Here is a 22320-nt window from a genome sequence, read left to right on the forward strand (position 1 = left end):
CCTGCGGATGCTGGCTGGACTCGTGTTGCTGAGTTTTGCTGCCCCTTATGGCACAATGGCCCAACAGGCCGATACTGTCCGGGCTAATACCCGAACCACCAATTACCAACGAGAGAATATCTATCGTTTGGGCAAAGGAGTCTATACTGATACACTACGTCGGGATGATTTCAAAGCTCAGGCAAGTGACGTTGCTGAGTTGGATGATTGCGACACTACCTTCCAAACATTTATTCTCGTACGGCGTTTGTCGCCCTGGCGGATTGGTCTTTTCGCCGGGCCTAACTTCGCTTATTGCGGTACGTGGGAAAATACGTTTGGTCCCAACAAACGGGATAAGACTCTCTACAATGGAGCCGGATTTAATATTACGGCTACCGTTCAGTATTTTCTGACGCCAGCAACCCGTCGGCTTCGTTTTGCCGTAGGGTCTGTATTTGGGTATCAAAATTATATTACCCGAAATATTTATCGGGATTACCTCTATGGTCTGGCAGCCGCTCAGGGTGTTACTCAGGATCAGGTAACCATCAAGCAACGGGCTTCGGAAGATATGTTCCTGACCGTTGGGCCAGCTTTAACATTTACGCTGGCACGGAGCCGTAAGAATCCGGATGCAACGACGTTTATTGAAGCAGGTGCATACGGCGGACTTTTCCGTACCGAAGCTGCAACCATTGCGGCCTTCATTCCATCGCAGGGTAACATCATTCCAAGTGGCCCGCTGGTAACAGGTGGCCGACTGATTCGTTCGGTTAATCCAAGCTCAAATCTGTATCACTTAGGAGCTATTGGTAATCTGGGTATTTTCTTCCCAATTGGTCGCAACAACTGGAACATTGGTATTCAGGGGCAGGGCTTTATTACGAAGCTGAACTACCTGATCGTTAATGGCCAGCAGGATGTTCTGTATGAGTTTAAACGGACTCACGGTGGTTTCAGCGCTGGTCTGGCACTTCGTAAAGGATTTGTCCAGAAAAAGCTGATTCCAAAAGCACCAACGGTTTGCCCAACCTGCGACTCGATTCCAGAACTCCAGGTGCAGTTTAATGGAAATACGCTCAAAGGTGTATCGCTGGCTTATGTTGATGAGTCGAATGCTCAACAAATGCCTCCGGTTAATACATCGGCAGCCGCTCCTGTAATTAGCTGGCGCAGCACAACACCGAATCCGAAAAACGAAACCTTTACGGCTCGTCTGTACTATCGTCCGGATTCTGTGACAACAAGTGCTTCGGATATGGTGATTGCTCAACTGGAAAATACGACCGATACCCAACTGACATTCCCAACAGCTTACTTCGCAAATGGGCAAATGGCTCCAGGGTTCTATTACGTAACCGTTCACAACCAGCAGTCGGCCAAGTGCGGCTCTTGTATGAGTGAAGTGGCTACCACGAGCTTCTCGGTTCTTCGGCCGCGTAAAGAAGTGGTTGAGTGCGAATATCGCCACCGTCTGGAGCGTCTGGAAGTATACTACCGCACTCCATATACGCGTGAAGTGGCTAATGTCTGCTACTGTAATGGAACAATCACGTCGGTTGGCGACACCGTTACTCGCCTGCGCTACCGTGGTCTGAACCGTCAACTGGCTACCAGCGCCATCGAATTCGATACCAACACGGTTATCCTGAACCTGCGCGATCTGCCAGGCGATCTGGCTCAGCAGCTACAGGCTGAAAAAGCCAAAATCGAAAGCGGTAATGCGATTCGTTACAAAGGCCGTCGCGTTCGCCCACAGGTACAGTACTTCCGCGCGGTGTTCACCGTTACGAAACTGCCATGCAACGGTCAGCCTGAACAGCCAGTTGGTAGCTTCAACACAACGATTAGCGACAACAGCTACTCGATCACTGATCTGAAGCCTCTGACCGATGAGCAGAAAGCTAAATTGCTGGCACCCCCTGCACCTAAGAAAAAAGCAACACGTCGCCGGGCTGGTAACAGCGGTCGCCGGTCAGATGTAATGTTCGGTGTAGAATAATTAAAGCAACACGGAATGAAAAAGCCGGAAGCCAACGCTTCCGGCTTTTTTTTGCCTGAAATAAGGTAGGCCATCGGTCATGGGCCAGAGGCTGGCAGACGATTAGTGAGTTTGAATAATAAGTTTGTCGATGGCTATTGCTGGCTCTCGGGATCACTAACAGTAACAACTTTCTGATTCAGCTCTCCAGGCCAATGCACCACTACAAAAAGGATCAACGTTTAACGATAGTAAAGGCAGCAATACCTTCAAACGATTTTACACGTTCGGTTCGTGCTCCTTTCGGTTTGGCAAAAACATAAAGCGTTAAATTGCCCTGCTGCGAAACAGGTATGCTCAGTTGATAAGTGTTGCCCAACCGCTTCGTGGTAAACAGGACATCAGTGGCTGTAGAGCCGCCTTGCCGCCCAATTGAACACATAAATTCAATGTCCTGATCATTACGGAATGAAAGGGTAAGGGTGTTTCCTGAACGAATCAGGCCGTTTTTAGGGAAATCAGGATCGAAGCCCAGCCTAAAATAGGTATCATACAGTTTCGGGAAGTGGTCGAACTGCGCTTTAGTGATCGAAGGCGACAGTAATTGCCAGCGTTGATCGAGTGGAAAATGATTGGCTGCAAAAGGGAGTGGCTCGGTCAGGAAGAAGAAATCGTTTGGATGCAGTTGCCCATCGGTTCCTACTTTTGCTGTTGTTTGCGCCCAGGCAATATCGAGCAAATACCAGTCACCATCGAGCTGAACGGCATTCCATTCGTGATCAATCTGAGCAATTGGCTGGCCCGCATCGCTATCGTTGGTGCGCGAGTACCCTTTGATTGTGACAACCGGAATACCCGTACGTCCCAGTATGTGTTTGAATAAAAGAGCAAAACCCGTACAAACCGCTCGGCGGTTCCGTAATGTTCGGTTCGCATAGTCTATTTCTGACGAATACCGCCGACCACTAAATGCTGATTCATCATAGCGTATGTGCGATGTGATCCAGGCATATACCGAGCGGGCTTTAGCCAGATCAGTGCGAGCCGGAGACGTCAGGTAATCGCTCAGAGTCGTTAAGTTTTTAGCCGCTGATTCGGGAGCATTCCGGGCATACGTATCGATGGTGCTATAGTCAATTTCAACAAATTTCGATGGGCGGGGAATTCCGGGGCCAACTATGCTGCGAGCTGTAAAAGCTGGCGTAAAAAAAGAAAGAAAAGCCAGTATAGGCCAGATGATGTAGTTTCGCATTCCTCAGTTCAATCTCACAACCTGATAACATAAATGCGAAGTTTTTTATTGCTGATTTTACTAGTTTGCTGTATGACTCCTTCCGATGCTCAGCCAATTGTGCCTGTTGAGGCAACTATGCATACGTACTCGTTTCGCCTGCGTCCGGGGCAGGATTTAAAGAAAGAGCTGGAAACGCTGGCTCAGAAACAGCGCCTGGGAGCTGGGGTTATCCTTACCTGCGTAGGGAGCCTTACCGAGCTAACCTTACGCCTGGCAAATCAGGAGAAGGGAAGCAAATGGAGCGGCCATTTTGAGATTGTCTCATTGGCTGGAACGCTTTCCATGCATGGCAGCCATCTGCATCTGTCAGCTTCTGATTCAACGGGCAGAACCTTTGGCGGGCACTTACTGGATGGCTGTAAAATTTATACGACAGCAGAAATTGTGATCGGTGTAATGCCTGAGCTGGATTACGTTCGGGAACCCGACCCGACCTATGGATACCATGAATTAGTGGTAAAAAAACGAAAAAAGAAGTAACCCTACCTCATAAATAGAGCCGCCATCCCCAGGGGATGGCGGCTCTATTTATGAGGTAGAAGTAAATTAGTTGCGCTTGCTCATTTCGTCACGAATTTTGGCGGCTCGTTCGTATTCTTCGTTGCCGAGAGCTTCTTCGAGCATCCGCTGCAACTCTTCCGAAGAGGCATTTTTTAGCTGATCACCAAACGATCGGCTGGAAGGACGATTCGACGAGCGAACCAGTTCTTCCTGCTCGTCTTCATCTTCGTTCGAACTGGCCGTAATGCCTGCTTCCGATAAGATCGATTCATTCGTGTAAATGGGAACATTGAACCGAATACCGATGGCAATGGCATCTGAGGGGCGCGCATCGATTACCGATTCCCGCACGCCATCGAAACAAACAATTTTAGCGAAGAAAATCCCTTCGCGCAAATCAGAAATGACGATTTCGCGTACAGTAAACTTAAATTGCTCGGCAAATTGCTTGAAGAGATCGTGCGTCATCGGTCGATTGGGTACAATCTTTTCAATTTCGATGGCGATGGCCTGTGCTTCAAACATGCCGATTATTATTGGCAACCGACGATTGCCATATTCTTCTCCCAGTACCAGCGCAAATGATCCCGATTGCGACTGGCTGGGCGATAGTCCTAATATTTCCAGCTTAATCTTATCCACGGTGCGAATTTAAGAATTTTTAGTCGTTTGTAGTCGGTGATTGATGGTCTGTTTAATCAATTTATAAAACACCCGCCACCGACTACCAACTACTATAATGCCTGCACCGCTTTTGTTAATCGGGGTAGTACATCAAATACATCACCGACGATACCATAATCCGCCGATTTGAAAAACGGTGCTTCTGGGTCTTTGTTAATAACAACAATTACCTTCGAGGAGTTTACACCAGCTAAATGTTGTATGGCACCGGAGATACCACAGGCAATATAAAGATTCGGACTGATTTTCAGACCTGTCTGGCCAACGTGTTCGGAGTGGGGGCGCCAGTCGAGATCCGATACGGGTTTTGAGCAGGCGGTGGCTGCATGAAGGGCATGAGCCAGATCCTCAACAATGCCCCAGTTTTCGGGACCTTTGAGCCCCCGCCCCGCAGAAACGACAATGTCGGCTTCGGGAAGCAATACGTCGCCTGATGCTTTTTCGGTACTCTTAACTGAAATAACAAAATCGCTATCGTTTAGCGCCGGATTGAACGCTTCAACGGAAGCCGTGGCGTCTGTTTCTTCGGGCGTTATCGTATTTTTCTTGATTGCCAGAATTTTGGTGTCGGCTTTCAACTCATTGTAGGCGAATGCCTTGCCGGTATAAATGCTGCTTTTTACCCGGAATCCGTTCGACAGATCGGGCAATTCAACTACATTGGCAGCCAGAGCCGCTTTCAGTTTTCCGGCCAGGCGGGCGGTCATGGCATCGGCCAGGGATGATTTCGCCAGAACAAGTACGGTAGACCCTTCCTGTTGTGCGGCTGCCGCTACAACAGAAGCATAAGCCATCCCGTTAGACTCATTGAGTTTGGCATCGGATGCGTACAGCACTTTGGTTGCACCAAAACGCCCGGCCGATGCAAGTTCGCTATCGCTAGCCTGACCAATTACAATAGCAGTGGCAGACGTTCCGGTTTGTTCGGCAACTTTTGCGCCATAAAAAATAGCTTCCTGCGACGATTTCTTGATTTTACCTTCGTCTAATTCGGCGAATATGAGAACGGACATAAAAGAGTTTTCAGTTTATGGTATATGGTTTACAGTGTATGGTTTACGGTTGCTCCGCTTAGTAGCATATATCCTTCTATAGCAGCGCAACCATAAACCGTAAACCCTATACCGATTAAATAACTTTTGCTTCGGTATGGAGAAGTTGAATGAGCGTTTCGGCCTGGTCGGCTGGAATCATTTTCACTGAACCTCGTGGGGCTGGTAGTTCATAACTAGCCACGGTTATGAGTTTGTCGGTTCCGACTGGCTCTACAACCTTAAGGGGTTTGGTGCGGGCGGTCATAATGCCACGCATATTCGGAATTTTCCATTCCGCAATAGGCTCCTGGCAACCTAGCACAAGCGGTAGTTTGGCTTCTAACTGTTCTTTACCTCCTTCTATTTCCCGCGTGATTTGGGCCGTATCTCCATCCAGATCGAGTTGCATAACGGGTGAAATGGACGGAAAACCCAGCATTTCGCCAACAATACCGTGAACCTGACCGCCATTGTAATCGATGGATTCGCGGCCCATCAAAATCAGGTCGTATTGAGATTCTTTGGCAATAACTGCAATTTGCTCGGCAACGAAATAAGCATCGGTGGGTTCGGCATTGACCCGAATGGCATCATCGGCACCAATTGCCAGGCATTTGCGAATAACGGGTTCGGAGTCGGCTTCACCAACGTTGAGTACAGTTACCGATGCTCCTGTTTTTTCTTTTAGTTCAACTGCCCGCGCCAGGGCGTAGTCGTCGTAGGGGCCAGTAATGAATGTTACCCCTGCCTTATTCAATTTGGTATTATTGTCCGTGAAGGCAATTTTGGTGGTGGTGTCGGGCACACTCGTCACACACACTAAAATTTTCATATTTCCTGGGGTTTTGTGATAGATTCTGACAGATACAGTCTAAGGACAGGGATGCGAATAGATCGATGAAGTATTGCTGCTTCGGGTCGTAATCACTGAGCGCTATCCACTACTTTTGTGGCAAAAGTACAAACTGTCTCAAATAAAAGTATGCATGCATACTATTTTTTTATCGAGAAATGAATAACGATCGTATCCAACAATTAATTCGATTTGTACAGGAAGAACCCGATGAGCCGTTCAATGTTTATGCTTTAGCAATGGAATTTTTGAACGGTCGGCCAACGGAGGCAAAAACCTACTTCGATCAGCTTCTGGCTCAATTTCCTGACTACCTGCCAACTTATTATCATGCAGCAGCGCTCTATACCGATCTTGACGAGCGAGACCGGGCTGCGGAGCTCTACGAAAAAGGGATTGAACTGGCTCGGGCACAAAACAACCAGAAAACGCTACTGGAACTACAGCGTGCTCAGCAGGCCTTTGACGACGATGATGATGAGTGGTAGTTGTTAACGACGCCGTTTTGCCGTTTGCTGCACAAAGTCCTGCTTAAACAACAGTGGAACCGTGGCCTGTTCGGGAATTGTGTAGGAAATGGCCAGGAAGCGGGCATTGGGTACTTTAGGCAGGTACACAAAACCTCGTACGGATTCGTTCGGTGCTAATGTATTCGCTTTCAGAGCCAACTCACGCCAACGGTAGTCTTCGTAGTCGTAGCGTTGCATCCGGTTGGCAAACGTGCTGTAATCGACAGCGCGTTTGACTGCTATGCCCTGATAGGCAAGATAGTGAGCCGCTCGATTTGTTGTGTATTCGCGATAGGTACGGCTGTTGGCCGACGACGAAACGTCGGAAGCAATGGCAGCCACCATCAGCACCGTATTAAATACTTTCGCTCGTTTTAGTCGTTTTTCTTCCTGCCTGCGTTTCTGGTTAACGCGTCCTGCTTCGTAGTTGGGGTCGGCTGCTGAACCCGCCAGACTTAGTGCTGGATTATTCGGCTCGGATAAAGTGTCCTGATTGGCATTGAGGGCAGTAAAATGAAAATCGGCTGGATCAACCGTTATGGGATGATCGGTATGGTTTTTAACCTCTATGTCCAGCGCTACGAATTCCAGATCTTCCCGTTCGAAGGAAGCTACAACACCTACTCCATTCGCTTCTGCTTTTGTTACAGGACGTCCATCAATTGTAGTAATGTCGCCCGAAGCCGGTGCCAATTGATACGATGTGGTGAGGGTAGGCGCACAACTGCTCAGCGAGCAGGCCAGAAAGGCCGTTCCAAGAATATAGACCGAAAAAGTAAATCGTTTCATGGGCAGATAGGTTGAAGCGTGCAATTCGCTTTGCTTTTGGTAAAGTTACAGATTATGTATGTTTTGTTGAAACAATCTGTTTCTGAATAGATGCCAGAACATCGTTGATGGTTGCAACGAACGTTCTGATGAGTATTTTTTTAGTAAACTGTAGTATATCGAAAATGAGAAAGCACGGCTTACAGCGTTGAAGACAGGCAAAAAACGTGTTCCTTTCGAGTAGCATAAAGTATATATATCAGAAAGAAAAATAAGATATGGAATCTGGAAATTTGTATCTTTAGCCACCATATCCCAAACCATTTTTGCTCGTATGAAAATTTTTACGTTTAGTCTACTTGCTGGTGTTGTCGCTTTTTCTGCCAATGCGGTTGCGCAAAGTCAGATCGTAACACCCGATAATCAGGTGGTTAGCTTTCAGTCTGTCAACGGAACAAACAACCTGTTCATTGGTCAGAGTACCAGTGCCGTAATGGGGGGTACGTATAATACCTTTATGGGAAGTCAGGCGGGCCAGGGCAATACGACCGGCTCCTATAATACCTATTTTGGCTATAAAGCAGGTTTCCCGAACACCATTGGTAGCCACAATACGTTTGTTGGTTATGAAGCCGGTAAATTAAATACGGACGGCGACGATAACGTATTTATCGGATTTAATGCCGGCCAGGGCAACCGTCGCGGAAGTCGTAATCTTATTATTGGGCCAAACGCTGGTTTCGAAACGGTAGAGGGCGAAAACAATACCTTTCTGGGGGCTAATGCGGTTGGTGTTGGCGTCGGTTTATCCAATGCAACGGCTATTGGTGCCAATGCTCGTGTATTAACTAGCAATGCGATGGTGCTGGGCAACAATGTAAACGTTGGTATTGGCACATCGACTCCCCAGAACCGACTCGAACTCACTGCTGGTATTGATGGGCGGAGTGGTCTTCGGCTGACAAACCTGACAACTAATTCGCCTGCATCTGAAGCTGCAACGAGTAAGTTTCTGACTGTTAACGACAAAGGTGATGTTACTCTGGCCGGACGACTTTCGGCCGTGGCTATGCAGGTACAGCCTAAGTCAGAAAACCAGTGGGCCGATTATGTGTTTGCGCCAAACTATCAGCTTCCGTCACTGGCCGAAACCGAACAGTATATCCAGCAGCATAAGCACCTTCCCGGAATACCAAGCGCTGAAGAGATGGTAAAACAGGGCACCGATCTGACAACTTTGCTGGCTACACTGGTGAAGAAAAATGAAGAATTGACCCTGCATCTTATTGAGCAGCAAAAACGTATCGAGCGTCTGGAGCAGCAGAATCGCCAGCTTCGGAAAAAGAAATAATCGACATTATATCGTTATAAACTAAAAGGGATCGTCTTAACGGCGATCCCTTTTAGTTTATTGGAGTGCCAGCCAAACGTTGCGAAGGCCCAAAAAAGCCGTTACGGCCACAACAAGCAGCATGGCCAGATTTTGCCAGAGTGAATTGCGGTATTGGGCGGGCAGGAGTGTTTTGTTGTTTACCGCAATGAACAGAAAAATGGTCACGACTGGTAACAAAAGACCATTAGCGGCCTGTGCCAGAATAATGACCGGAACAGGTTTTACGCCCAGCAGACCAAATAGTAGCCCAATCAACATTACTGCCAGCCAGACAATTCGATAGGGCATTGAGGTCTCGGACCAGCCTAACAAACTTTTGGCCGTTACGGCAGCCGCCAGCGGAGCCGTCAGGCAAGAGGTAAAACCGGCCGCAAACAGCCCAAAGCCAAACAGGCTACCTGCCCAGGAACCTATTCGAAGGCTAAGCGTTTGGGCAACCGTCTGAAACGAAAACTCGCCTGAGACCAACGTTCCCGATACCAGAATTGCCATTGAAATGAGACCACCAATCAAAACGGCCAATCCAATACCCCAGCGCATCTCCGCTAACGTTTGCTTTTGGCCAATGCCTGAACCCAGAAATAGATTATAGGGGACAATAGTAGTGCCGATGAGGCCGATTACCAGAACCTGCCCATCGGGAGGTATGGAAGGAACAACCATTGCTTTGGCCAGGTCTACCCCATTGGGTGAGGCACTAATGGCTACATAAGCAAAGGCAATGCCCATCGAAAAAACGATAATACCCAAGATGTTGGCAATTGACTGGGTAGAACCTTTCCATAAAAGAGCCATTGAAAGAAGACCAATCAGCAGCGTAAGTAACTGGGGAGAAAGGCTGGTCAGTAATGCCAGGCCCGAAACAGCGCCAAGAATGTTACCAGCTTCGTAGGCCGCACATCCCAGCGCTACGGCTCCAAACAGCGTAACCATCAGCCAGCGCACTCGTATGCCATATGCTTTTGTAAGCAGTTCGCCCAGGCTCAGGCCAGAGGCAATGGTGACGCGGGCCGCAGCTTCCTGCAAAATAACAGTGCCAATTGTTGAGAAGGTAAGCGCCCAGAGGAGTTGTAAGCCAAAGCGCGAACCTGCCATTGCGCAGGTCGTGACGGTGCCGGGGCCAATAAATGCGGCCGAAATAACAGACCAGAATAAGACACTGCCGAGACCGGCACGCAAGGAAAGTAACTTGGGCACGAGTAAAAGTGAAGAGTTAAGAATGAAGAGTGCTGAATATAGAAAATTATCAACTATTCTACACGCTTCATTCTTAACTCTTCATTTTTACGAAAGGTATTTCCGCAGCATCCAGGCCATGGCTTCGTGCGCTTCCATCAACCCCGTCAGAAAATCGGCTGTGCCCGCATCGTTTAGCTCATCGGTGCATTTATCCACATCGTCGCGGAGTTCGCGGACAATTTGTTCATGGTCGGCCAGTAAGTTTTTAAACATTTCGGGAGTTCCATCCGGCGTGCCCGAATCTTCTTTCAGGCTGGTGTTATGAATAAATTCGGCCATTGTAGCCAGCGGCTTTCCGCCCAGTTGCCGAATGCGCTCGGCAACGGCATCAATTTCTTCTTCAATGGCTTTATACTGCTTCTCGAAGAATTTATGATACTCCATGAAGTTCGGACCAGCCACGTTCCAGTGGTATTTGCGGGTTTTGATATACAGAACGTGTAGATCAGAAAGAAAGTCGTTCAGTAAGGTGTTGTCCTGTTTCAGGACATCTTCTTCAAGACCAATGTTAGGCTGCATGATAACGTGAGTTTGATGTGTTGGTAACCAATAGGGTAGTGTGCACGATGCACACTACTCAGCAGAATAACCAGCAATCAAACGCTTTGTTTCGTTAATCGAGCAAGCTGGCAAATACCGTTCGGGCATAAGCCAGATCCTGTTTGTGGGCTTCTATTGGCCCCATCGTATTGGGCGACTCTTTTTCCAGACACTGTTCCAGCACCAGATTAGGCCGAACGCCCAGTGCGTTCAGATCGCTTGTTAGCCGACGGTAATCAATATCGCCGTCGCCAAAGGTCTCCTGCCAGATTCCGTTTTTCGACTGCCGGATGTGGATTTCAACAATGCGTTTGCCGTATAACTTAACAACGTCGAACAGCGCAACCTGCGAATTGCCTGAGCCCCGGTATACCCAGTGTGCATCAAGACACAACGATACATTTTTTGGATCAGACGCCAGCAGCATATGGTGAAATTCGCGGGCAGCCTGCCGATGTTCGGGCGCGTGGGTATGATAGGCAAGTGTGATGCCGCGTTTACGAAGTTCTGACCCCAGCCTATCCAGATTTTTAGCCTGTTCGATTAGTTCTGCATCGGTTTTATCGTCGGTACTGCCCCACTGAATCGGACTGGGATTGGTGACGAATATGGTGGTCCCGGCGGCTTTAGCGGCATCGGCAATCGCCAGCACGGAATCGATGGATTTTTGGGCTTCATCGGCTTTGTGCAGCGTACTATTTACGTAGAGCGAGTGCATGGCCAGCCCATACTTTTTGAGCAGAGGCAGCAGTTTAGTAACCTCGTCGGCTGAGTTGATCGCGGGTTCATAAGCCGCCAGCCCCGCTTGGGTAAACTCGGTCAGGGAGGCATTGGGATCGTCCATCCAGTTTTTATGCTGACGGCCATAAAACGTTACCCACGAATAGGAGTTGCAGGCAATTGGAAACGACTTCGCGGGTTTACCTGCCTGGGCCCAAACTAAATCCGGCACGGTTAAGGCACCGGCAAGTGTGGCCGCTGAGGTTAGGAAATGACGACGGTTTAGGGACATAGTAGGAGAAATCTATGGTTTGAAAGTACAGTCTAAAATGGCTTTTATATTCCCAAAGCCACCACCACCCGGTGTTTCGATTCGGATGCGCTCGCCCGATTGCATGGCGCGGGTGAAAATGCCAGGAAGTGTTTCTTCGTGGCCATTCGCTTGAATTAATGTTTGATGACCTGTAGCTCCTGACTTCCCACCGTTCAGTCCATAAGGCGCTACGACACGGTGCTGGCTGAGAAGTGTTGCCTGTACGGGTTCGAGAAATTCAATTTCCCGGACAATTCCATTTCCCCCCTGCCATCGACCAGCCCCACCCGAGCCATTGCGAATGGCAAACTGATGCAGCCGAACCGGGTAGCGTCGTTCGAATTCTTCGGGATCGGTGAGTTTCGTATTCGTCATGTGCTGATGCACAGCCGACCGACCATCGGCGCCTTCGGTTGCTCCCGCACCTCCACCGATGGTTTCGTAATAGCCGAACTGTTTATTGCCGAACAGAAAGTTATTCATCGTTCCCTGACTACAGGCAGCCAGCCCCAGGGCTTTCAACAATGTATCGACCAATCGCTGACTAACTTCGGTGTTGCCGCCCACAACCGCCGGACAGTGGGCCGGATCATCGGGGAAAACAGGGTTCAGAAACGAGGATTCGGGCAGAATCAGATCAACGGGTGTCATCAAGCCTTCGTTCAGCGGAATATCTTTCTGGCACCAGAGCCGCAGCACATACAGCACGGCGCTGTAGAGAATCGAAATATTGGCGTTGAGGTTATTGGGATGAACAGCTGATGTTCCCGTGAGGTCGAATGCAACACGACCTTCGTTTATTGAGACCGTTACCTGAATCGTATGCCCATCATCAAGCGATTCGGTTGCCCGAAACGATTGTCCCCGCAACGGAGCCAGCACCGTTGAAATGGCATCAGTGGCCGATTGTTTCAGCCGCGACATATAGCGATGTACGGTTGCCAGGCCATGTTGCCGAACCAACTGTTGAAGCGCCATTTCTCCCGCTTTCAGCGAAGCCAGTGCCGCTTCAATGTCAGCGCGGTTTTCGGCCAGTGCGCGGGTTGGATACGTAGCCCCTGTGAAACGAGCCTCCAGACCTATAGGGCCATCCCACTGAAATACACCTTTTCTGACAACATATTGCGGTTCCAGCACTACGCCTTCTTCGGCCAGCGACGTAGCATCAGGCGGCATTGATCCCGGCACTTTACCACCAATTTCGGCATGGTGCGCCCGATTGATGACGTAGCCAATCAGTTGGCCATCGTCGGCAAATACGCCACTGAGCAGCGTTACATCGGGGAGGTGTGAGCCGCCATATTTTGGATGATTCGTGATCACAACATCGCCGGGTTCCAGTTGAACCGTGCTCAGAACTAGTCGGGTACAAATGCCCAGGCTTCCCAAATGAACCGGAATGTGCGGGGCATTGGCTACCAGTTCGGCGTTGGCATCGAGCAAGGCGCAGGAGAAATCGAGTCGTTCTTTTATGTTTACTGAAAAAGCCGTTCGCTGCAATTGGGCTCCCATTTCTTCGGCAATAGCCCGAAAACGCTGTGTGAATAACTCAAGCTGGATAACGGTCCCTTCCGCCCCCAAAGGGGGAGCTTTCTCTACTCCAGCCGAATGTTCTGTTGGGGGTATAGAGTAATCTTCCTCCTCAGGGGCTGTTGAATCGACTCGAACATTATTATTGGCCTGCACAATCACTCGCCAGCCCGATTCAATAAAGGCCGATGAGGTTTTGTTGAGCAACAGGGCTGGGCCTCTAAACGTGTCACCTTCCTGAAGTTGTGTCCAGTCGTAAGCCGGATAGCTGTCGGTTTCGAAAGCCGGAACAGCATGGCGGTGACTTTGGGGAGCACTGCTCACCGCGTCGGTTTCTTTTGTGGTGCTAACAATAACCCTGATGCTTTCGACTTCGACGGGCAGATTGGCTGGATAATGACCATAAAGATGCTGGTAGTTATCCCGAAAGTCGGCGGCTAAGTTCGACGTGGCTGGAAGGCCGATGGTTGATTCCTGCCCTTTTAACCGCAAAAAAATACGGGCCGATTTAGTAATGATTGGTACGTCATAACCGATGTCCTGTCGAAGTTCTTCGGTTGCCAGTTCGCTTAATTCGGCAAGCAACCGGTTGATGGAATCGTTAATCACTTCGAGTGGCAACAAAACTGCCCGTGACGCCATTCGTTCGATCTGAGCCTGACCAATTCCGTAGGCGCTCAAAAGGCCGCCATCGAACGGTAGAATGAGCTGTTCCATGCCCAGCAATCGGGCAATGGCACAACCGTGTAAGCCACCTGCTCCACCAAAAACCAGGAGCGCATAGTCTTTCGGATCGAAACCGCGTGCTACCGAAATTTTGCGAATGGCTCCGGCCATCGTTTCGTTGGCAATTCGTTCAAATCCGCGAAGTAACTCCTGTAAATCGGGACTACTGCCCATTTGAGCTGCAATTTCCGAAGCTACTGCCACTAGTGCTTCGTGTGCTTTTTCAGGAAAAACCGGAATACCAAACTGTTTTGGATGGAGTTTGCCCAGCAGCAGATTTACGTCGGTAATTGTAAGCAGCATTGGCTGGCCGGGCGCACTGGCTCCATAGCAAGCCGGGCCTGGGTTTGCTCCGGCGCTTTGCGGCCCTACGCGAAGTTGGCCCGATGTGCTTCCGTGTTTTTCGAACCAGCAAACCGAACCGCCACCTGCGGCTACCGTTTCAATGGCCAGCGAAGGCAATTGCAGGTCAAATGGTCCAATTTTGGTCGAAAATCGATAATCCAGCTCATGCTGGATACGGGCAACATCAGTACTGGTACCGCCCATATCGAGGGTTAGAACAGGCTGCTCATTGCTAACGACCGATGCGCCGATAACACCACCCGCCGGGCCACTCAGCAGGCTATCTTTCGGCTGAAATAAATCGGTCCGTACCAGACCACCCGAACTGGTCATGATCCGTACGGATTGCCCCAAACCGAGCTGCTCCTGAACATTGGTCAGATACGATCGCATTACGGGGGTCAGGTAAGCATCGACAACGGCGGTTTGCGTTCGTGGGATGTATTGTGGAGCCGTCGAAACGTTGGTCGACAGTGTGATAAACGGAAATCCCGCGGCTGAAATAGCATCGAGTAATTGCCGTTCGTGAACCGGATTGCGGTATGCATTCAGCAGCGAAATGGCGACTGAATCGGGGTTGATTTGGTGCAATTGCTGGATTAGTGCCGAAATGGATGGTTCGGATAGCGGAACCAAAACCTGACCATCGGCCGCAATCCGTTCGTTGACTTCCAATACCGAGTCGTACAATACTTCGGCAGGAGGAATCGCCAGTTCAAATAGATTCGGTCGTTGTTGGGTCCCAATTTTCAGTACATCCTTAAATCCCTGGGTTACCAGCAGGGCCACGCGGCCGCCTTTGCGTTCGAGCAGCGCATTTGTGCCTTTGGTAGTTCCCAATCGCATTTCCAGGGCTGGAAAAGGGCGATGAATGGGTGTTTGCGTGAGCAGGCGGGTGGCTAGTATGGGGGCTTCTTCGCCCGTAAATAATTCAACTGTCGCTAAGTTAGCTGATGCTGCTAAGGGACGGTTCAGGTGCAGCGTGCCATCGACAGATAGGGAGACAACTTCGTATAGCTCACCGGTTTCAATGACGCGCAGTTGATAGCCGTCGAAAAGAGGTGCGGTTAACCAGGGTGCAACCAGTTTGCCATCTTTTAACTGGCCGCGCAGCCGACTACTGCTTAGTACTTTGGTGCGATGAATGATGCCGTTGGTATCCTGAGCAATGCCGTCGGTAAACGTGCCGCCCGTATCAATCCAGATTTGCCACATGGGTTAATGAATCAGCGTAATTCCTGCCCGACGATAAGCGTCTACAACCGCCGGGTTGGCCGTGTTGTCGGTGATCAGTACATCGAACAGGCTTAATGGTGCAAAATAGAGGTATTTGTTGGTTTCTAATTTCGACGAGTCGCAGAGAAGATAAACTTTTTGCGATTGCCGGGCCATTGCGGTGGCCGTACTGGCTTCCTTTTCGCCATTGGCACTCAAGCCGTGGGCCAGCGAAATTCCGTCGACGCCAATAAACGCCCGGTTGGCTCGATAGCGGGCCATGTGCTCTTCGGCCATTAGGCCGTGAATAGCCTGCCGTTCTTTATCGAGTTCGCCACCAATCAGATTGACCGACACTGCCGATGACATCAGTTCGGCTACAACAGGTAGTGAATTTGTAATAACGGTAATCCGTTTGTTGCGGATAAACTGACACAGTCGAAAAACTGTACTGCCACAATCCATGAAAATGGCATCGCCTTCCTGAATTTCCTGAGCCGCCAGTTGGCAGATGTAATCTTTTTGTTCGGCATTGACGGCTGTTTTGTTGGCAAAGGTATGTTTGTCGGTTGCCAGACTTACTTTCATTGCCCCTCCACGTGTGCGATAAATCAACCCTGCTGTGGCTAGTTGCACCAAATCGCGCCGAACGGTCATCTCAGACGTTTGTAGCAGCTCGGCCAATTCGCTGACATCCACAGAACCACGTTCGTCGACCGTTTGGATAATTAATTGCTTTCGCTGTTGGAAATTCATACTCAATTGTATTGTTTTGTTCAAAAATAAACAATTTTAAACATTTTTGAACATTATGCTTGCTGAACGAGTGCAAATAACCGAGGAAAAGCTGCTTTCCGACAACTGGTATATCCTGAAACGGTACACATTCAATTACCTCGGTAAAAATGGACAATGGACAACGCAGCAGCGGGAAGCCTACGACCGGGGTAACGGTGCTACAATTTTGCTGCATAATCCGCAAACCAATACCGTGATTCTGACGCGCCAGTTTCGGTTGCCAACGTTTGTGAATGGCAACTGCGACGGTAGCCCATCTTCCGGTATGCTGATCGAAGCCTGTGCCGGATTGCTCGACAACGAACACCCGGATGATGCGATCCGACGCGAAACCGAAGAAGAAACCGGCTACCGCATCAATTCGGTACAGAAAGTAATGGAAGCGTATATGAGTCCGGGGTCGGTTACCGAAAAGTTGTTTTTCTACATTGCGCAGTACTCGGCCGAAACGGAGCGGAACACAGGTGGTGGTATCGACGAAGAGGAAATCGACATTCTGGAACTGCCTTTTCAGGAAGCCCTGGCCATGATGGAGCGCGGAGAAATTATGGACGGCAAGACCATTATGCTATTGCAGTATTTACGGCTTGAGCAGCTAAGACAGAACTAACAATAAATTAGTAGTTAATAACTATTTAATATGAATATTTGTGAATTTATTTACTTTCGTGCATTCACACAAACCAACGGAAGTAGTTATGAAAAATGCACAGATACTCGTCTTACTGATTTTTTGCTCGTTTTCTATTGCCAACGCGCAAACAGAAAAAGGTCGCTGGACGGTTGGGGCTCAGGTTGGTACCTTAACATTTCAGAGCAAGAGTAATTTCAAATCATTTGCGGCCAGTCTGCGACCATCGGCCGGTTATTTCGTTACGAATGGATTGATACTTGGGATGGGAATACCGATAACCATCAACAATCAGAAGTCCGATTTTGATAATTACCGTTATAACCATTTTTCAACGAAAGCAATTGGACTGGCTCCTTTTGTTCGTTACTTCTTAGGGCGTTCGCAATGGAAACCGTATGTGGGCCTGTCGTATAGTTATCAGAAAATTTCCGGTACGATTAAGAACGATGACACAATTGGTCTCTATGAAGGAACGACAAAGGGCCATACAACTGCTTTGGTACCTTCTTTAGGAATTGCCTGTTTTGTGAATCGCAGTCTGGCTCTCACGCTGGAAGCCGATTATAACATAAACCATCAGAAGCAACATACGGATTATACGGCTCTTTTTGGCTCAAGTGATTCAGATATAGATACACGTTCGCTGTCGCTTGCCATTGGTTTTCAGTTGTTTTTGGGCAAGTAAGCGTTAGCGTTTCGGGAAGCTGACGTGTTCGTAGATTTCGGCAAGAGGGAGCGAAACGCCATTGTAGACGATGAATTTCCGGGGGAGTGGTCTTAGGGCATATTTTAAAGCGCCTGTTAGGGTTGCTGCTAGTTGATTATGCCGAGCTTTCCCACCAGCCATACCAACGATCTTTCCGTTATAGAACTCATGTTTATAAAGCGAGCGTGCTTCCCGCGTCAGATATTTGTTGAGCGTATATTTTTTTCGGTTACTGTAGTCATGGCTTGGACAGGCTTTGTCAAGAATAACCAAAAAGTTTTAATGGTAGATTTGGTGATGCCCAAACAGAAGGGTGGCCCGGTTATATCGTAAATCGAATAACCGGGCTACCCTTCTGTTTGCTATGTTAATCCTATTTTCCAGCCGAAATCATGTTGGCGAACAGGCGATAAGCGCCCGGTACACCAGCCGGTAGTTCGCGGAAGAAAACCAGTCCTGTGTACATGAAATGGCCTTTGCCGTATTTAGCATAAATCAGGCTTCCTTCTTTAGGCGCTTCGTTCTGGTCGTGCGATGAGAAAATTGGCTCATAGGCTTTGTCCCAGTCGCGGGCGAAGTAAATACCCCGCTCCTGAATCCAGCCATCGAAATCGGCCTGAGTGATCTTATTCGGGTAGTTGAGCAATGGGTGTTGCGGATTGATGAACGTCATGGGCGCATCTTCTTCGGTAACGCGCTCGTTAACAACCTTAAACGGGTACGGTCCCAGGCTGTTGACCTTCAGCCCATTCTGGATAAAGCTGGAGCCGCCTGGTGTTACGTACTGTACAATCAGATTGCCACCATTTTTGACGTATTCCATCAGATTCGACTGGTAGTTGGCCAGGTAGCCGTTGATGTTATAGGCCCGTACGCCCACAACGATGGCATCATAGGCCGACAGGTTCCGGCTTAATTCGGCTGGGCCCAGCATGGTAACCTTACAACCCATTTGTTGCAAAGCAGCCGGAACTTCGTCGCCAGCCCCAACGATGTAGCCAATATTTTTAGCTGTAACCTTAACGTCGAGTTTTACTAGTTTGGCTTCGGCAGGAGGGAAGAGCGTTTGAGTCGGAATGTGCTTGTAGGCAATGATCCGTAAGCCCGTCGTAAATGTGCCCGCAGGGGTGCTCATGACAGCCTGCAATTTCCCATTCTGTGCTTTTTCGGTGGGGGTTATGGTAAACGTAACCCGCTGTTCACTGCCTTTTCCGGCCAGCGAGAACGGCACCGATGCCGGTTCGATACGCCAGCCAGCAGGCGCTTCTATTTTTACCGTGCCCGATACATTCGGGCGACCCGCTTTCAGAACAAGCTCGGCCGTTTTAGGAGCTACCCCGGCAAAAACATACACCCGCTCTGTCAGATTGGCCGTCACATCGGGTTGGATAATAAACGGACGATAGACCTCCCCATCGACCGGATCGGTTGATTTATAAACCACCGGACGGCTGAACGTAAACCGTTGGCCGTTGATCTCAAATGTATAGCTGGCCGTTAGGGCGGGCGGATTTTCGGGAAGGCCAATCAACTGCTGATCATCAACCTGGAATACACCTTTGACAATTGGCTTTTCGAGCCAGTAAGGCTGCGAAATCTTGTGCGTTTTCGGTATTGTTACCTGGGCCGATACAACCACAACGTCGTTAGCTTTTAAGGGCAAATTCAACGTTGTGTCATAGCCAGTTGAATAGCGAACGTCCAGGAGTTTGATAGGCGTATCGGCCCGGTTAACGATGTTGGACAGTAGCTTGATCGATTCGCCCGGAGTGGCGGCATAGTCGGTGGGGTTGGTTTCGAACCACAATCCCAGGCATTCCTGAATCAGCGTTTCTACTTCCTGGCGTTTAGTTTTTACGTAGAGATTGGTCGTGTCGAGTTTGCTGATGCTTTCATATAGCTGAGTCAGTGCCGGTATGGAGGCATTGGGCTGATCGGGTTTGAAGTTGGCAATAAGCTGATTCACCTGTGCCTGTACGGCATTGCTCCCCGGCACACGCTTCCAACTGGTATCGATGCCATCCAGCGGATCTTTTTCGACCGGATCGCCCCCTTTCAGTAACAGATAATCAATCTTTTCGCCCCGGTTTGCCGGTACACCAAACCCCTGGCTTTTGTGCTGGCTCCGACTTTCGGCCGCAATTTCACCATACGACTTGCCTAGCAGCGGATTATACAGCCCCGTTTCGATACCAATCAGGTTACCTGCTTCATCGGGTTTTTTGTTGCTCATGAACGCTCCCGGAATAAACACATTCCACAGAATGCGTTTGGCTTGCCAAGGTTTTACGTACTTGAGCTGCTCCGGGAATTTGGTTGGGTCGTTCGAAATTTTGAACGCTTCTTCGGCCAGAAAACCCGATGCGCTGTGGTGGCCGTGACCCGCGCGGGAATCGGGCGGGAAGCGCGTAATAATGACATCGGGCTGGTATTTCCGAATGCGCCAGACCACATCGGCCAGTACTTTTTCCTGGCCCCAGGTACGGACAGCCTCGTCGGTCGATTTGGAGAAACCAAAATCATAGGCCCGGCTAAAAAACTGGTCGGGACCATCGATACGCCGGGCGGCCAGCAATTCCTGCGTGCGAATGATACCAATGTTTTCGCCTTGTTCGGGGCCAATCAAATTCTGGCCCCCATCGCCCCGTGTTAGCGAAAGATAGCCGGTGCGCACCAGCCGGTCTTTGGCCAGATAGGCAAGCATCAATGTATTTTCGTCGTCGGGGTGAGCCGCCACGTAGAGGACACTGCCCAGTACATTGAGTTTTTTCAGGTTCAATAGAATGTCGCCCGGTGGTGCCGGTTTTATAGGGCCATAAGGAACCTGGGCGAAGGAAACAGATGCGAGTGAAAATGCCAGCACACAAGCTGACAGATAGTTGCGGAGTGACACAGGCAGGAAACGGATTATTAACGTATCTGACAAATTTACGATTTCGTACTCTGTTTTGGTTCCGATTGGCAAAAAGAAAAGGCTACTCCAACGGAGATAGCCCTTTAACACATTACCTAACAACTAAGGAGGTTACTGATAGATCGGTAATTTCTGGAACTGATCGGCAATCGGTTTTGGAACATTTGGATTCGTATTGACTTCACTTTGCGGATAGATGAATCGCTCGGGTTTTTGAGAGCCCGTATACAATGGAATTGGTAACTGAACCAGAGGGGTCGCTTTTTCCAGCCTGCGCACATCATTGAAGGCTTCGTATTGCATCAGCAAAACAGTATACCGTTGGGTGATGATCTCATAGAGCAGGGCCGTTTGCACCGATGCATAGTTGTTCGAATTGGCCAGGCCCGATGGCCCAAAATCGTCCAGCACGTAGGCATCATATTTTCGTCCGGTTGCCGAGATCGTTTTACCGTTGATATACCCACTGGCTAGCCCACTACGCACCTGATTGAGGGCCGCCAGCGCTATGGTATTATCGCCCAGTCGGGCCTGTGATTCGGCAATGATGAGCTGGTTTTCGTAGTAGGTCAAGAGCGGATGGGGCGCGTCGGTTGTAAAGGCTCCATCGACTACATTCGGATCTAAGCTACCCGTGGCAGTAATACCTACTTTGATATAGTGGTTATACAGCGCTGTTTCATTGGTTTTCGTATTTGCCGAATTGGACCGCAATTGCAGCAATTTGGGCAGATAAGCGCCATCGAAACCCGTATCGCCAGGGCGGTTGAGTTTAAAAAATACATAGTTCAGATTGGCGTCGATTCCCTGACTGCCGCCGTGGGGAATGAGGGCATCGTCGGCTGTGCTGCTGATACCGGCTGTTGCACTTGCCAGGGCGTTCGTATAATCGCCCATGTGCAGATAAAGCCGCGCTTTGAGCGTATTGGCCGCTTTTATCCATTTCGAAACATTGCCTTTATAGATAAAATCCTGTGCGCTGAACGACAGACCTGCTGGTGCCGACAAATTTTCAATCGCACTGCTCAGTGTTGCCAGCAATGCTTTATACACATCAGCCTGTTTATCGAAAACCGGTGTTGGGTATTTAACATCGTCGAAAGCCTGGCTATAGGGAACATCGCCGTAGAAATCAGTTGCTTTGGCAATGAGCAGTGCCTCCAGCACCTGTCCAACACCTTTTGTCCATTTATCGCCAGCGGCATCGGCTTTAATCTGTATCAAGCGAGCCTGACTGGCAACGGGATAGAGTGGGTCCCAGGAGAAATTGCCTGCCGAAACAATATAATCGGCATAGCCCTGGTGCTGGCGGCTAAGTCCGTTTAACTGACCCGCCCAAATGGCGGCAATTCGGACGTCGGTATCTTCGTGGAGTTCGGCAACACCTACTAAAGTTCCCGACAATAGCGTAGCCACATCGACATCGGTAACGGCATTTGGGTTGCTCTGAATATTCGGCTCATCGAACAAATTCTTGCAGCCGCTTAGCAGGGTAATGGCCAGCAGCGAAACGGCAATTTTATTGGAAAATAGTTTTTTCATGAGTCAGAATGTTTTTCGGTTTTCGATCTTCGGTCAATGGTAAGCTCATGCCGTTTTGTTCGGGCATGGAGCCCCCGTAAACCGAAAGCTGTAAACGGG

19 protein-coding genes are annotated in these 22320 nt (G+C 49.4%); 6 read left to right on the forward strand and 13 right to left on the reverse strand.

From position 1 onward, the window contains the following. Positions 1-7: 7 nt before the first annotated feature. Positions 8-1984, forward strand: a complete 1977-nt coding sequence (locus tag WBJ53_RS11080) for a hypothetical protein (RefSeq protein ID WP_338877181.1) — start codon at positions 8-10, stop codon at positions 1982-1984. A 214-nt stretch (positions 1985-2198) separates the two neighbouring features. Here WBJ53_RS11080 and WBJ53_RS11085 read toward each other — a convergent pair whose 3' ends face one another. Next, positions 2199-3215, reverse strand: coding sequence for a transglutaminase domain-containing protein (locus WBJ53_RS11085; protein ID WP_338876185.1), 1017 nt, complete (start codon positions 3213-3215; stop codon positions 2199-2201). A 72-nt stretch (positions 3216-3287) separates the two neighbouring features. On the opposite strand from WBJ53_RS11085, the gene WBJ53_RS11090 reads away from it, so the two are divergent. Further along, entirely contained in the window at positions 3288-3737 is a 450-nt protein-coding gene (locus tag WBJ53_RS11090) for a PPC domain-containing DNA-binding protein (protein WP_338876186.1), read from the forward strand. 66 nt (positions 3738-3803) lie between these two features. Here WBJ53_RS11090 and WBJ53_RS11095 read toward each other — a convergent pair whose 3' ends face one another. The 3 genes from WBJ53_RS11095 to WBJ53_RS11105 form a co-directional block, all read right to left on the reverse strand. After that, a complete protein-coding gene (locus WBJ53_RS11095; RefSeq protein ID WP_338876187.1) occupies positions 3804-4400 on the reverse strand; it encodes a bifunctional nuclease family protein in 597 nt (198 codons plus the stop codon). A 92-nt stretch (positions 4401-4492) separates the two neighbouring features. Further along, a complete protein-coding gene (locus tag WBJ53_RS11100; protein WP_338876188.1) occupies positions 4493-5455 on the reverse strand; it encodes an electron transfer flavoprotein subunit alpha/FixB family protein in 963 nt (320 codons plus the stop codon). Positions 5456-5570: 115 nt separating this feature from the next. Further along, positions 5571-6308, reverse strand: coding sequence for an electron transfer flavoprotein subunit beta/FixA family protein (locus WBJ53_RS11105; protein WP_338876189.1), 738 nt, complete (start codon positions 6306-6308; stop codon positions 5571-5573). A 179-nt stretch (positions 6309-6487) separates the two neighbouring features. On the opposite strand from WBJ53_RS11105, the gene WBJ53_RS11110 reads away from it, so the two are divergent. Beyond that, positions 6488-6817, forward strand: a complete 330-nt coding sequence (locus tag WBJ53_RS11110; RefSeq protein ID WP_338876190.1) for a tetratricopeptide repeat protein — start codon at positions 6488-6490, stop codon at positions 6815-6817. Between the two features lie 3 nt (positions 6818-6820). Here the strand turns inward: WBJ53_RS11110 and WBJ53_RS11115 are convergent, their stop codons facing one another. Beyond that, positions 6821-7627: a hypothetical protein gene (locus WBJ53_RS11115; protein WP_338876192.1), complete on the reverse strand. Its 807-nt coding sequence runs from the start codon at positions 7625-7627 to the stop codon at positions 6821-6823. Between the two features lie 313 nt (positions 7628-7940). Between WBJ53_RS11115 and WBJ53_RS11120 the strand changes: the two genes are divergently transcribed. Then, positions 7941-8957, forward strand: a complete 1017-nt coding sequence (locus WBJ53_RS11120; RefSeq protein WP_338876193.1) for a hypothetical protein — start codon at positions 7941-7943, stop codon at positions 8955-8957. A gap of 57 nt (positions 8958-9014) precedes the next feature. Here WBJ53_RS11120 and WBJ53_RS11125 read toward each other — a convergent pair whose 3' ends face one another. The 5 genes from WBJ53_RS11125 to WBJ53_RS11145 all read right to left on the reverse strand — a co-directional run bounded on the left by WBJ53_RS11125 (position 9015) and on the right by WBJ53_RS11145 (position 16383). Next, the gene (locus WBJ53_RS11125; RefSeq protein WP_338876194.1) at positions 9015-10196 is read right to left on the reverse strand and encodes a divalent metal cation transporter; all 1182 of its coding nucleotides are present in this window, start codon (positions 10194-10196) and stop codon (positions 9015-9017) included. A gap of 87 nt (positions 10197-10283) precedes the next feature. Continuing rightward, positions 10284-10757, reverse strand: a complete 474-nt coding sequence (locus WBJ53_RS11130) for a DNA starvation/stationary phase protection protein (RefSeq protein ID WP_338876195.1) — start codon at positions 10755-10757, stop codon at positions 10284-10286. A 94-nt stretch (positions 10758-10851) separates the two neighbouring features. Continuing rightward, positions 10852-11790, reverse strand: coding sequence for a TIM barrel protein (locus WBJ53_RS11135; protein ID WP_338876196.1), 939 nt, complete (start codon positions 11788-11790; stop codon positions 10852-10854). A 12-nt stretch (positions 11791-11802) separates the two neighbouring features. Then, positions 11803-15627, reverse strand: a complete 3825-nt coding sequence (locus WBJ53_RS11140; RefSeq protein ID WP_338876197.1) for a hydantoinase B/oxoprolinase family protein — start codon at positions 15625-15627, stop codon at positions 11803-11805. Between the two features lie 3 nt (positions 15628-15630). After that, the gene (locus WBJ53_RS11145; protein WP_338876198.1) at positions 15631-16383 is read right to left on the reverse strand and encodes a DeoR/GlpR family DNA-binding transcription regulator; all 753 of its coding nucleotides are present in this window, start codon (positions 16381-16383) and stop codon (positions 15631-15633) included. Positions 16384-16438: 55 nt separating this feature from the next. Here WBJ53_RS11145 and WBJ53_RS11150 point away from each other — a divergent pair, with 55 nt between their 5' ends. Both WBJ53_RS11150 and WBJ53_RS11155 read left to right on the forward strand, forming a co-directional pair. Continuing rightward, positions 16439-17035, forward strand: coding sequence for an NUDIX domain-containing protein (locus tag WBJ53_RS11150; protein ID WP_338876199.1), 597 nt, complete (start codon positions 16439-16441; stop codon positions 17033-17035). A gap of 88 nt (positions 17036-17123) precedes the next feature. Further along, positions 17124-17744, forward strand: a complete 621-nt coding sequence (locus WBJ53_RS11155; protein WP_338876200.1) for an outer membrane beta-barrel protein — start codon at positions 17124-17126, stop codon at positions 17742-17744. A gap of 3 nt (positions 17745-17747) precedes the next feature. On the opposite strand, the gene WBJ53_RS11160 is transcribed toward WBJ53_RS11155, so the two are convergent. The 3 genes from WBJ53_RS11160 to WBJ53_RS11170 form a co-directional block, all read right to left on the reverse strand. Continuing rightward, positions 17748-18038: a hypothetical protein gene (locus WBJ53_RS11160; RefSeq protein ID WP_338876201.1), complete on the reverse strand. Its 291-nt coding sequence runs from the start codon at positions 18036-18038 to the stop codon at positions 17748-17750. 100 nt (positions 18039-18138) lie between these two features. Further along, positions 18139-20658 carry a PIG-L family deacetylase gene (locus WBJ53_RS11165; RefSeq protein WP_338876202.1) on the reverse strand — a complete coding sequence of 840 codons (2520 nt, stop codon included), beginning with the start codon at positions 20656-20658 and terminating at the stop codon, positions 18139-18141. Positions 20659-20790: 132 nt separating this feature from the next. Continuing rightward, complete coding sequence (locus WBJ53_RS11170; RefSeq protein WP_338876203.1) at positions 20791-22221, reverse strand: SusD/RagB family nutrient-binding outer membrane lipoprotein; 1431 nt, start codon at positions 22219-22221, stop codon at positions 20791-20793. Positions 22222-22320: the final 99 nt, after the last annotated feature.

This window comes from Spirosoma sp. SC4-14, from assembly GCF_037201965.1.
GTDB lineage: Bacteria > Bacteroidota > Bacteroidia > Cytophagales > Spirosomataceae > Spirosoma.